The sequence below is a fragment of the Rhodococcus sp. NPDC076796 genome (genome assembly GCF_040702765.1).
GTDB lineage: Bacteria > Actinomycetota > Actinomycetes > Mycobacteriales > Mycobacteriaceae > Rhodococcoides.
This window is the reverse complement of record NZ_JBFBMS010000013.1, coordinates 84544-96577: the sequence shown is the minus strand read 5'-3', so window position 1 is coordinate 96577 and position 12034 is coordinate 84544. Positions and strand designations below refer to the sequence as shown.

General features: G+C 64.0%; 13 protein-coding genes and 1 pseudogene. 5 read left to right on the top strand and 9 right to left on the bottom strand.

Annotated features, from left to right (window positions below):
• Positions 1 to 181 precede the first annotated feature (181 nt).
• Together AB0366_RS24860 and ccsB are read left to right on the top strand one after the other, a co-directional pair.
• Entirely contained in the window at positions 182 to 1807 is a 1626-nt protein-coding gene (locus tag AB0366_RS24860; RefSeq protein ID WP_032375698.1) for a cytochrome c biogenesis protein ResB, read from the top strand.
• A gap of 4 nt (positions 1808 to 1811) precedes the next feature.
• Positions 1812 to 2783 carry a c-type cytochrome biogenesis protein CcsB gene (gene ccsB / locus AB0366_RS24855; RefSeq protein ID WP_032375699.1) on the top strand — a complete coding sequence of 324 codons (972 nt, stop codon included), beginning with the start codon at positions 1812 to 1814 and terminating at the stop codon, positions 2781 to 2783.
• A 9-nt stretch (positions 2784 to 2792) separates the two neighbouring features.
• Here ccsB and AB0366_RS24850 read toward each other — a convergent pair.
• Positions 2793 to 2927 (bottom strand): annotated as a pseudogene (locus tag AB0366_RS24850) (DUF3703 domain-containing protein); the annotation flags it as partial.
• 151 nt (positions 2928 to 3078) lie between these two features.
• Between AB0366_RS24850 and AB0366_RS24845 the strand changes: the two are divergent.
• Both AB0366_RS24845 and AB0366_RS24840 read left to right on the top strand, forming a co-directional pair.
• A complete protein-coding gene (locus AB0366_RS24845) occupies positions 3079 to 3711 on the top strand; it encodes a TlpA disulfide reductase family protein (protein WP_080736598.1) in 633 nt (210 codons plus the stop codon).
• Positions 3708 to 4529, top strand: a complete 822-nt coding sequence (locus tag AB0366_RS24840; protein WP_032375700.1) for a cytochrome c biogenesis CcdA family protein — start codon at positions 3708 to 3710, stop codon at positions 4527 to 4529. Before AB0366_RS24845 ends, AB0366_RS24840 begins: the two co-directional genes overlap by 4 nt.
• A gap of 316 nt (positions 4530 to 4845) precedes the next feature.
• Here the strand turns inward: AB0366_RS24840 and AB0366_RS24835 are convergent, their stop codons facing one another.
• The 3 genes from AB0366_RS24835 to AB0366_RS24825 form a co-directional block, all read right to left on the bottom strand.
• A complete protein-coding gene (locus AB0366_RS24835) occupies positions 4846 to 5403 on the bottom strand; it encodes a DUF305 domain-containing protein (RefSeq protein WP_308051299.1) in 558 nt (185 codons plus the stop codon).
• Between the two features lie 205 nt (positions 5404 to 5608).
• Positions 5609 to 6031 carry a DUF6153 family protein gene (locus AB0366_RS24830; RefSeq protein WP_353806439.1) on the bottom strand — a complete coding sequence of 141 codons (423 nt, stop codon included), beginning with the start codon at positions 6029 to 6031 and terminating at the stop codon, positions 5609 to 5611.
• A gap of 100 nt (positions 6032 to 6131) precedes the next feature.
• Positions 6132 to 7079: an NlpC/P60 family protein gene (locus AB0366_RS24825; protein WP_032375702.1), complete on the bottom strand. Its 948-nt coding sequence runs from the start codon at positions 7077 to 7079 to the stop codon at positions 6132 to 6134.
• Between the two features lie 401 nt (positions 7080 to 7480).
• On the opposite strand from AB0366_RS24825, the gene AB0366_RS24820 reads away from it, so the two are divergent.
• Positions 7481 to 7984, top strand: coding sequence for a hypothetical protein (locus AB0366_RS24820; RefSeq protein ID WP_176457804.1), 504 nt, complete (start codon positions 7481 to 7483; stop codon positions 7982 to 7984).
• Positions 7985 to 8000: 16 nt separating this feature from the next.
• Here the strand turns inward: AB0366_RS24820 and AB0366_RS24815 are convergent, their stop codons facing one another.
• The 5 genes from AB0366_RS24815 to AB0366_RS24795 all read right to left on the bottom strand — a co-directional run bounded on the left by AB0366_RS24815 (position 8001) and on the right by AB0366_RS24795 (position 12011).
• Positions 8001 to 8729: a TVP38/TMEM64 family protein gene (locus AB0366_RS24815; protein WP_045841173.1), complete on the bottom strand. Its 729-nt coding sequence runs from the start codon at positions 8727 to 8729 to the stop codon at positions 8001 to 8003.
• 86 nt (positions 8730 to 8815) lie between these two features.
• The gene (locus tag AB0366_RS24810) at positions 8816 to 9154 is read right to left on the bottom strand and encodes a metal-sensitive transcriptional regulator (protein WP_032375786.1); all 339 of its coding nucleotides are present in this window, start codon (positions 9152 to 9154) and stop codon (positions 8816 to 8818) included.
• A 23-nt stretch (positions 9155 to 9177) separates the two neighbouring features.
• Positions 9178 to 9345 carry a hypothetical protein gene (locus AB0366_RS24805; RefSeq protein WP_155288777.1) on the bottom strand — a complete coding sequence of 56 codons (168 nt, stop codon included), beginning with the start codon at positions 9343 to 9345 and terminating at the stop codon, positions 9178 to 9180.
• Between the two features lie 108 nt (positions 9346 to 9453).
• Positions 9454 to 11718, bottom strand: a complete 2265-nt coding sequence (locus AB0366_RS24800) for a heavy metal translocating P-type ATPase (protein ID WP_032375703.1) — start codon at positions 11716 to 11718, stop codon at positions 9454 to 9456.
• A gap of 29 nt (positions 11719 to 11747) precedes the next feature.
• Positions 11748 to 12011: a hypothetical protein gene (locus tag AB0366_RS24795; RefSeq protein ID WP_032375704.1), complete on the bottom strand. Its 264-nt coding sequence runs from the start codon at positions 12009 to 12011 to the stop codon at positions 11748 to 11750.
• Positions 12012 to 12034 lie beyond the last annotated feature (23 nt).

The window sequence follows — 12034 nt, the reverse complement described above, 5'->3', positions numbered from 1 at the left end:
CGATCACCATCCCGGCAACAGGAAGCGGTGGCACACACGACGGTGCGTGCCACCGCTTCACCATGCCGTCGTTGACAGGCCGACCTCCATATGAGGCGACTACCGCACACAACTGCACACGGCCCATCAACTACTATGTTGCATAGTAATTGAGATGCAATCGTCGAAAGGGTGTGGCGGTGTGACAGCTGATCAAACCCCGGCGCTCACATCGCAGGGACGGTTACGCAGAGCAATCGCTGCGGTGCGCAACAGGTGGCGGCAACTGACCTCGATGCGAACGGCACTGGTGCTGCTGTTTTTGCTCGCTATCGCAGCAATCCCAGGCGCCCTGCTGCCACAGCGCAATCTCAACACCCAGGCGGTTGATTCCTACATCGCAGCGCGCCCGGCTCTCGGGGCCGTCATGGACACGCTGGAATTGTTCGACGTATTCGGAAGCTTCTGGTTCACCGCCATCTACGTCCTACTGTTTGTGTCGTTGATCGGCTGCCTGACTCCCCGAATGATCGAACACGGTAAAGCCCTTCGCGCACAGCCAGTTCGCGTACCCCGAAACCTTTCGCGACTACCGCTTCATCATTCGGGCGCTCTCGCCGGTAGCCCGAAAACCGTCATCGACGACATCGCGCCCCACTTGAGAGGGTGGCGTACTGCCGTTAGGCCCGAGCCCGATGGGGCGCTCACCCTCTCCGCCGAGAAGGGCTATACCCGCGAAGCGGGAAACCTACTTTTTCATTTCTCGCTGATCGGTCTGCTCGCGGCCATCGCCATCGGCAAGCTCTTCGGTTACGAAGGATCGGTCATCGTCATCGCCGACAACGGGCCCGGTTTCTGCAACACCTCGCCCGCCATCTACGACTCCTTCCGGGCCGGCAACAGCACCGACGGAACCGGGCTGGAGCCGTTCTGCATCAGAGTCAAGGACTTCAACGCCGACTACCTTGAGAACGGCCAGGCAGAGATGTTCACCTCGAACATCTCCTACCAGTCCGCCGACGACATCGCCGCAGACACCTGGCGCGACTATCAACTCAAAGTCAACGAACCCCTCCGGCTCGGAGATGAACGCATCTACCTCACCGGCCACGGATACGCCCCGGAATTCACCGTGACCTTCCCCGACGGTCAGAGTCGAACCGAGGCCCTGCAGTTCCGGCCCGACGACGCCACCACGTTCCTGAGTAGCGGGGCGTTGCGTTTCGATCCACCCGGCGGGACCTATGCCACCGCCGATGAGCGACGCCGCGGCCAGATCGCCATCGAAGGCCTCTTCGCTCCCACTGCGCAATTCAACGGAACCCTGCTCTCCTCCCGCTTCCCGGACTTGGTCGATCCTGCTGTGGCAGTGGATATCTACAAAGGAGATACCGGCCTCGACACCGGCATACCCCAGTCGATCTTCTCCCTGGACCAGGAGATGATCAACCAGGGCCGACTTGTCAAGCAGGATCGGGTGAACCTGCGTCCCGGTGAATCGACGACCCTCACCGACGGCACCAACATTCGATTCAACGGCGCCAAGGAGTTCGCCAACCTGCAGGTCGGATACGACCCCGCACAGTTGTGGGTGCTCGTGTTCGCGATCACGATGATGACCGGACTGTTGGTCTCGCTGGTGATCAAGCGACGTCGAGTCTGGTTCCGTGTACTCCCGGCCGAAACAGGCCGATCGAGCGTGGAGATGGGCGGGCTCGCCCGTACCGATCACGCCGGATGGGGACCCGAATTCGAGACCCTCCGCACCGAAATCTGGACGCCGCGGACAAAGAACCACTCCGAGACCCTCGATACAGAAACGGTGTAGCGCCATGCCGATCGACGACAACCTCGCCCGCTGGAGCGACATCAGTTTCGAGACCGCCTTCGTGGTCTACCTTCTCGCCGCGATCCTGTTCATCGCACAACTCGCAACGACACGAACAGCGACTCTGAGCCGGGCCTCGAGTCTGCATCCGCAACTGATCGCAGCGACATCATCGACACCGGGATACGTGCCGGTCCCCGAGCGAAGAGCCCCGTCCGAACGCCTGGGCCGCACGGGACTCGCCCTGGTAATGCTCGCACTCACTTTGCATATCGGGTCGATCGTCCTGCGCGGGATCGCCACTGGCCGCCCGCCGTGGGGAAACATGTACGAATTCGTCTCCGTCACATGCGCGGCCGGCATACTTGCCGGACTGATCGTGCTGCGCTCGGAGCAACTGCGCACACTATGGTTGTTCGTCCTCGTGCCGACCTTGATCCTGCTCTTCATTGCCGGAACTGTGCTCTATGCCAACGCGGCGCCCGTCGTACCAGCCTTGCAGTCGTATTGGCTCCCCGTGCACGTCTCCGTCGTCTCGCTCGGCAGCGGGGTGTTCCTGATCTCCGGTGCAGCCAGCACATTGTTCCTGATCCGGATCCGATATCCCAACAACAACGCCGTCCCCGACAGCAGAGTGGGCCGGATCGTCGCTCGTCTCCCCTCGGCGCACTCGCTCGACGTGCTGGCGTACAAGACCACCATCTTCGCGTTTCCCCTGTTCGGAATCGGTGTCATCCTCGGCGCGATCTGGGCCGAGGCCGCGTGGGGTCGGTTCTGGGGCTGGGACCCGAAAGAGACGGTCTCATTCATCGCGTGGATCATCTACGCCGCGTACCTGCACGCCCGGGCCACCAGCGGGTGGCGTGACACCCGGGCCGCGTGGATCAACATCGCCGGATTCGTGGCCATGCTGTTCAACCTGTTCATCATCAACATGGTGGTCTCCGGACTGCATTCGTACGCGGGTTTGAACTGATGTCGCCTGCTAGCCGCCGCCCTGTGCTTCGGCGAGGTCATGCGGCACCGGTCGCGTCAATCCCGCGTCGACCCGGCCGGTGTTGCCGACCGGGTATCGACCGGACCAGGATCCAGGAGCCACGACCACGATCCGAATCAACTGACTGCCTCGTGTCCGTAGTGCATTCCGGAGAGGGAAGTCACAGTGCCCCGAGCTTCGTCACCGGCCAAGACTGGGGCATCGACCGCGTCACCGATCCCACGATGTTCGAGACATCGGCGCAGATCCGTACTGCAGCAAAGGCGTCGACTTCATGAGACTCGGCCGCCCTACGGGGGCTCGCACACGCGAACAGAGCAGTCTGCCCGCCACGGCAACGGCATCCATCCTTGCCGTTGTACTCCTGGTCTCCGGATGTTCCGCAGGCGCCGACGCCGTGCCCTCCGGAGGTAGCTTCGATTTCGTTGCACCCGGTGGTCAAACCGACATCGTCTACGATCCCCCCGAAACGCGCGGAACCATCGGTGAACTCGCCGGACCCGATCTGATGGAGGAAGGTAAGAACACCGCTCTGTCGGACTATGACGGCGAGGTGGTCGTGATCAATCTCTGGGGTCAGTGGTGCGGCCCCTGCCGCGGCGAAGCCGACGACCTCGAAGAGGTCTACGAAGCAACCCGCGAGCGCGGTGTGCAGTTCCTCGGTATCAATGTTCGAGATCCGCAGAAGGACAAAGCGCAGGACTTCGTTGTCGACAACAATGTCTCCTACGCCTCGATCTACGACCCCTCGATGCGGACGCTGATCGCCCTCGGCGGGAACTACCCGACCAGCGTGATTCCCTCGACGCTGGTACTCGATCGAGAGCACCGGGTGGCGGCAGTGTTCATGCGTGCCCTCCTCGCCGAAGACCTGCTCCCTGTCGTCGAACGGATAGCAGACGAATGACTGTTCTTCTTGCCCAAGGCGGCGTTGGCTCGACGTTCCAAAATCTGGCATCGAGCGGACCTCTGGTACTGGCGATCGCCGCATGTATGCTCGCCGGGCTGGTCTCGTTCGCGTCACCGTGCGTGGTGCCCCTGGTGCCGGGCTACCTGTCGTACCTGGCGGGCATCGCAGGTGCCGACGTGCCGTCGCTCGCCGCCGCCTCGACTGGTGAAGCACCGCCGAAGCTGGCAAGCCGCTGGCGCGTGGCAGGTGCAGCGGGGTTGTTCGTCGCCGGCTTCACCATCGTCTTCGTCCTCGCCACCGCCTCGATTTTCGGGGTCATCGGCACCCTGCGCATCAACGAACAGGTGCTTCAGCAGGTCGGCGGTGCCATCACGATCATCATGGGCTTGACGTTCATCGGGTTCATTCCCGCATTCCAACGCGACACTCGATTCGCGCCGCAAACCATCTCGTCTCTTGCTGGAGCGCCGCTGCTCGGTGGCGTGTTCGCGCTCGGCTGGACGCCGTGCCTTGGCCCCACGCTCGCCGGGGTGTTGTCCGTTGCCGCTGGCACTGAAGGCGCAACCGCAGCGCGCGGCGTCACTCTCATCGTCGCCTACTGTCTGGGACTCGGTCTACCGTTCGTGGTCCTCGCGTTCGGCTCGAGTTCGGCGATGCGCGGTGTCGGCTGGCTACGGCGGAACTCGCAGAGAATCAAAGTGGCAGGCGGAGTGATCATGATCGCCGTCGGTGTCGCCCTGCTGACGGGGGTGTGGGGTCTGTTCATTGCCTGGATACGCAATGAATTCGTCAGTTCGGTTGTATTACCCATCTGAGAAGGAAACCGAGCAGCCGCACGTGCAAGACCACGCCTCCCCAACTGCCAGTGCCGGTGGTATCGAACCCACTCTCTGTCGACGGCGCGCCCCCGCCGGGCCGCGACGACCCGATCCGAGAGCCGCCCCCTGTCCCTACCGCGGATCTGCGTGTCCCAAGGACCCCGCAGGCGGGTGCATCAGCAGGGGAGGGCATGTTTCCGGGGCCGTGTTGATCGGTGTGGCAGCTAAAAGGGCCAGGTCCTTCGAAACCGAAGGGCGGGGCTCGGTATTAGCCGAGCCCCGCCCTACGGTTGATAGTTCCCAGAATTGAGAGTTACTGGGCGAGCAAACTTTCCATTGTGGAGATTTCGCTCTGCTGCGCATCGATGATTGTGGAGGCAAGCTCCTTGGCATCAGCATTGGAGCCGTCGGCCAACTCGATCTGAGCCATCTCGATTGCCCCCTTGTGGTGCTCGATCATCATGGTGAGCCACATGGAGTCGAACTCCGCTCCGTTAGCGGCCGACAACATGTCCATGTCTTCCTGGCTCATCATGCCGGTCATGCCACCGCTCCCCATGTCCATACCGCCCATGTCCATTCCGCCCATGTCCATTCCGCCCATGTCGGCGGACGCTGCGGGCTGTCCCCATGCGGTGAGCAGGGCATTCATCTGCTCCATCTCCGGTGCTTGAGCTGCTTCGATGGCCTGGGCCAGCTCGATGACCTGAGCATTCTCGGTTCGGCCGTCGACAAGTGAAGCCATCTCCACCGCTTGTGCATGGTGGGGGTACATCCCTTCGACGAACGTGACATCGGCATCGTTGAATTCGGCCGATGCTTCGGCGGAATTCTCGGAGGACGACGAGGCCGGTGTATCGCTGCTCGACATGCCGGGCATGTTCATTTCGCCGTCGTTACTGCTGCAGCCAGCGAGAACTGCGGCGGCGACAGCGGAAGCCGCCGTTATCGCGATCGTGAAACGGGTAGATCGATTCGAACGCATAACAAACTCCTGAAATTATGGTGGGGTGGTTCGGATCGACAGGCACACTGACCCGTCGACATCTGTGTCTCACACAACGGTGAGTCACCTGTCAGATCCGAAGCACAGACAATTCGGAGAGAGTGAAAATGGTCCAGGGCGGCGGGTGCCCGGTTCGACGACGAACTGCCGACAGCCGCGCAGCGTGGACGAGAGAACCGGCGAAGCCCACAACGATTGCCCGTAAGACGGCCAACGCCGCGACAGCACCGATGATAGCCAGACACAGATGCATGACCGAGCTGTGATCGCCACAGCCGTTCCCGCAGTGTGCTGCGGAACCACTCTCCGATGCTGTCGCAGATGATGCTCCCGAATGCTCGTCGACGGCAGGTGGAGCGCTCACCGTCGAGGTCATCGAGTGTTCGCCGATACTCGTCGCCGTTGCGAACGACATCGGCGCAGAATGCATGAGAAGGACTCCGAACAGCACTATCGAAGCGCAAACAGCACCTAGGAGCCACTTCTGGTTCATAGGTTCCGTGGCTGAAGTCCTCACCGGTTCGATCTTACCGGTCTGCCACACGGGCATCCGGTCTCCTCGCAGTCGCGGCGTCCGGACCGTGGACATCGAATCAGGTGGCGATGGGCCGGTTGATTGCGGTCACTTCATCCCAGGGAACGGGCGCGACTTTGACGACGTCGCCGCCGGTGGGGGCGTTGACGTATTTCCCGTCGCCGATGTAGATCCCGATGTGTCCGATCGGTGAGTAGAGAGAGATGAAGTCACCCGGTTGCACTGATTCGCGGGAGACAGGTGTGCCCGCTCGTGCTTGGTCTGCGGCCACGCGTGGAACGGTCAGTCCCAGTTGTTTGTAGGCGAAGTAGATCAGTCCGGAGCAATCGAAGGACCCCGGCCCGGTAGCTCCCCAGGAATAGGGTTTGCCGAGTTGGTCGAGGGCGATGCGCATCGCCTCCGCTGATGTTCCACTCGCAGCCGAGACGGCGGCGGGTAGCTCGGAAGGATTCGTGGTGCCGGGGCTGACGATGGCAGCTCGATCCGCATCGGTGAGGGCGGCGAATTGGTCGGTGATTTTGGCGATCTGATCGGCCAGGTCGGTCTGGCGTTGCTCGAGGTCGCGTTGTGTACGTGCGGCGTCCGCCTCGGCTACCGCAGCGGACGCCTGTGCTTGCCGGGCTTGTTCGAGCTGGTCTCGCGCTTCGTCGTCGATCTGTGTCGAGTCGGCGAGTGCAGCGGCTCGATCGGCGAGGATCCGGTCCAACAACACCATCTGATCGAGTAGTTGCTGTGGGCTGTCCGCGACCAGAACGGCCCCGAGAGGGGATTGCGGTACACCTTTGTACGCGGCGTCGACAGCTGTGGCCAGTGCTCGACGGTTGGCAGATGCGGCCACTTCGGCTTCCCGAGCCGCCGCCGAGGTCTCGTGGGCGAATTGAACTGCGGTACTCAGTTCGCCGCGGCGACGATCGAGGGTGTCCTGCGCGGCGTACATGCTCTCGGTGAGAGTGAAGGCGGTCGCATTGAGTTCAGCGAGTTGTCGTACGGCTTCGGATGCGTTCACCGGGGGTGCAGCAGGGTCCGCCGAAGCTGGAGCATTTACCGAAAATGCCGCGGCAACAACGATGATCGAGGCGATCAGGGTAGCGCGGACACGCCGCGTCGGGCCTGAAAAAGAATGCACAGAAGAAATCCTCTGGGGTCGGTGTGGGTTCCCTGCGTCACCAGCGAAGGAAACGGAGCGCGGCGAGAGCCGCATGGGACTGTGTCCGGCCTCGCCGGTCACCATTGTCGGGTATCGGCAGTCGTAGACGGTTCCTCACGGTCGGCTGAGGCTCGCGTCGACGCTCGACGCCTGTGCCGTATGGGCGGCGAGTCGGCGTCGATTGACGCCGACTCACCGCACCTGCAAACTACTATCATTCATAGTAGATGGTGGGGTGGTATCCGCTGACCGGGAGAGGGATGACGACTGTGACGATGCGTGACTGGCCGGCGCGGCGTTGGGTGGCCGCGTTACTGGGCGCGACGGTGGCCGCGCTGGTCGTGGCGATCCCCACCGGGATCATCCACACTGCGTTCTACGTTCGAATGACCCCGGTGTTGTGGTGGAACTATCCGGTGTGGATTGCCACCGCAGTTCTCAGTGGCCTCATTCTTGCGACATACGTGAGCACTGGGCTGGCGTCGTCGGTTTCTTCCCGTGTAGGGGTCAGTGCGAATGCGTTGTCGTTGTTGGCAGTCGGATGTCCGATATGCAACAAACTGGTAGTGGTGGCGGTCGGGGTGAGCGGTGCTCTGGATCTATGGGCACCCGTGCAGCCCGTAATCGGAGTGATGTCGGTGGGGGTGATGGTGTGGGCTCTTCGACTGCGAATCCGCGGGGAACGCGCGTGCCCTACTTCTCGCGTAGGTCAGGAGTTCGGCAACTCCGCTGGCTTTGGCGGTGCAGGCGCAGCAAAATTGTAGGATTTCTCGCCACGTCCTATCCGCGGTCCGGCAGCAACAGACGACGAAGGCGACCGCTTCTCGATGCGCCATCTGCGGTGTTGGGCTGTGCCTGCGACACCGGCAGGCGGGCGTCGGCCAGCAATCCTGCCACCCCGGCGGCCACGCAGGCCGACGTCACCACTATCAATGCCGGATTCGTTCGCCCGGTCAAAGCGTCCCCGAACAGCACCGCGGCGATCGTACCGGGCAGAATCCCCACGACAGTGGCCGTCGTGTAGGGCAGCAGGCGCACCGCGGAGAGTCCGGAGCAGTAGTTGACCAGGGCGAACGGTGCCGGGGCAATGAGCCGCAAGGACCCGACGGCCAGCCACCCCCGCCGAGCCAACCGGGCATCGATGGACTTGACCGCAGGATTCGTCAGCCGCTCCTGCACCGCGGTGCGCCCGAGCGCGCGCACCAGCAGCAACGCCAGCACAGCGCTGACAGTTGTGGCGGCGATCGTGACGGCGACCCCGGTGGCGGGACCGAACAACAGTCCGGCGCTGAGGGTGAACACCGTGCGCGGTACCGGGGCAATCGTCAACACCGCCTGGGTCAGAAAGAACACCACCACGAACGACGGGCCCATCGACTCCGCCCACTCGCGCACCACAATGATCGACGGGCGGGGTACGAGGGCGGCAGCCACTGCCAGTATTGCCAGCGCTGCCACGGTGGCGAGGACTCGGCGATCGCGCAGAATCGCCGATACGGTTTCGGTCATGACGGTCTCTGCCTGCGCCGCCTCGCCGAGGTTTCCGACAAGCACGCGGGAGTGGACGGCGAGGAATGGCTTCGCACTGCCGGTGCTCAGGAGCGGACGAGCCGTGAGATCGCGTCGGTGGCCTCTTTGATCTTCGCGTCGGCTTGGGGACCGCCGGCGATGGCGGCGTCGACCACGCAGTGGCTGATGTGAGCTTCGAGCAGGCCCATGGCCACCGCCTGCAAGGCTTTGGTCATCGCCGAGACCTGGGTGAGGATGTCGATGCAGTACTTGTCTTCCTCGACCATGCGCTGCAGTCCTCGGGCCTGGCCTTCGATGCGCTTGAGGCGTTTGAGGTAGGCGTCCTTTTCGGTGATGTAGCCGTGCGCGGCGTGATCATGGCCGTCGGTCTCGGCGGGTGCCTGCGCGGCCGCGGGAGTGGCCATGGTGTCCTCCTGGAATCCGAGTGTCATGCCGAGCATCCTCGATTATGCCCGCCCGGGGTATGGCGCGAGAGGGTCGGTCCGTCGAGTCGTCGCTGGGCCGCCGCCGCAGCGCACATCACCGCGCAGCGGGCCACCGCTCGGGTCGCCGGGTGCCGGGTGATCTGCACCAAGGTCGTTGTCACGAAGGACATGGCCCTCTCCTTTCGTAGGCTGCATCGGGGTTGTAGCGGTGGGGTGGGGTGGCGCGCCTGCATGCCACGCCCACCCCAGCCTTTTGGGTGCTTGTTCTACCCGCGCGGTTATCCGGTGAGGGACTTGAACCGGCGCAACCGCAAGCTGTTGCTGACCACGAACACCGACGAGAACGCCATCGCTGCACCGGCCAGCATCGGATTGAGCAGCCCGGCCGCAGCCAAGGGGAGGGCGGCCACGTTGTAGGCGAACGCCCAGAACAAGTTGCCCTTGATGGTGCCCAACGTTCGGCGGGACAGGCGGATAGCATCCGCTGCTGCGCGCAGATCACCGCGCACCAACGTCAGATCGCTGGCTTCGATCGCAACGTCGGTACCGGTGCCCATCGCCAGACCGAGGTCGGCCTGCGCCAACGCGGCGGCGTCGTTCACGCCGTCGCCGACCATCGCCACTACCTTGCCCTGCTCCTGCAGCCTTTTGACGACGTCCACCTTGTCTGCGGGCAGCACCTCCGCGATCACTTCGTGGATGCCGACCTGGTCGGCGATGGCACGCGCGGCGGCTGCGTTGTCGCCGGTGAGCATGATCGGCGTCAAACCCAGGCCCCGCAGCTGCTCGATCGCCTCGGCGGAGGTGGGTTTGACCGCGTCGGCGACGACCAGTACTCCGCGAGCCCGACCGTCCCAACCGACTGCGACGGCGGTCTTGCCCTCGGATTCGGCTGCACGCATCGCACTTTCGAGTTCGTCCGGCAGCTGCTGCGCCCGGTCGGCGAGGAGGCGGGCCCGTCCGACGATCATTGCGTGGTCGTCGACTATGCCCTGCACCCCGAGGCCTTCGATATTTATAAACTGCTCCACCGGTGGCAGGGCTCCGACCTTCTCGCGGGCACCTTTGGCGATGGCCTGGGCGATGGGGTGCTCGGACGAATCTTCGAGTGCACCGGCCAGGCGCAGCACCTGCGCGGTGTCCTCGCCGTCGGCGGTGATCACGTCGAGCAGAGTCATCTTGCCGGTGGTGACGGTGCCGGTCTTGTCGAGTACCACGGTGTCGACACGGCGGGTCGATTCGAGCACTTCGGGACCCTTGATCAGGATGCCGAGCTGAGCGCCGCGGCCGGTGCCGACCATCAGCGCGGTCGGGGTGGCCAGGCCGAGGGCACACGGGCAGGCGATGATCAGGACGGCGACGGCTGCGGTGAACGCGGCCGCGATCCCACCGCCGGTGCCGATCCAGAAGCCGAGTGTCGCCGCGGCAAGGGCGATCACGATCGGGACGAAGACTCCGGAGATCTTGTCGGCCAGACGCTGAGCTTGGGCTTTACCGGTCTGAGCGTCTTCGACGAGTTTCGCCATCTGTGCGAGCTGGGTGTCCGAGCCGATGCGGGTCGCCCGGACCACGATTCGGCCACCGACGTTGACCGTCGCGCCGACGACCAGATCATCGGGTCCTACCTCGACGGGCACGGATTCGCCGGTCAACATCGAATTGTCGACCGCGGAAGAGCCGTCGGCGACCACGCCGTCGGTGGCGATCTTCTCCCCGGGGCGGACGACGAACTCGTCACCGACGATGAGTTGATCGGTGGGGATGCGCTGTTCGACACCCTCGCGCAGGACGGAGACTTCCTTGGCACCGAGCTCGAGCAGGGCACGCAGGGCGGCACCGGCGCGTCGCTTGGAGCGTGCTTCGAAGTAGCGGCCGGCGAGGATGAAGGTGGTGACTCCGGCTGCGGCCTCGAGGTAGATGTTGCCGGCCCCGTCGGAGCGGGAGATGGTCAGCTCGAACGGGTGTGTCATGCCGGCCGTTCCGGCGGTGCCCCAGAACAGGGCATACAACGACCACCCCAGTGCTGCGATGGTGCCCATCGAGATCAGGGTGTCCATCGTTGAGGTGGCGTGCCGCAGATTGGTGAAGGCGGCCTTGTGGAACGGCCATGCCCCCCACACCACCACGGGTGCGGCGAGGGTCAGGGAAAGCCACTGCCAGTTGGTGAACTGCAGTACCGGAACCATGGCCATCGCGATCACCGGCACGCTGAGCACCAGCGATATGAGCAGGCGTTGGCGCAGCGAGGCGGTGGGGTCGATCTCGGCTGGCCCGGCCGCGTCGGGGTCGGTGGAGGAGGCGGCGGGCGCGGGGACCGTGGCGGTGTAGCCGGCCTGCTCGACGGTGCCCACGAGATCCTCGGTCGAGACATCACCGACGTAGTCGACGCGTGCTTTTTCGGTGGCGTAGTTCACCGTCGCGGTGACACCGTCGAGCTTGTTGAGCTTTTTCTCGATCCGGTTCGCGCAGGAGGCGCAGGTCATACCACTGATGTCGAGTTCGACCCGGCCGTCGGCGGTGGGGTGGTGCGTGACGGGATTCATCGTCGCTCCTCTCGGGGTGTGGTGGTGTGTCAGTGTCCGTGCCCGGCGGGCATCGGCTCCGAGGCGGCGGGCACCGCGGCGTATCTGCTGTCGGTGACCATCAATCCTCCAGGTCTCTGATTGGCGACGGGCCCGCCCGCAGTGGACACCGCGGCGGCGTCGTGAGTCGAGGTGTCGTGTGTGTCGGGTGGTGCGGCACCTTCGGGGCCGAAGGCGTCCCCGGCTCCGAAGGCGAGCCCGAAGACCGCGGCTAGGGCGATGGTGAATCCGACGAACTTCGATGATGCGTTCATCGTGCGAATCTCCTGTCCGGGTC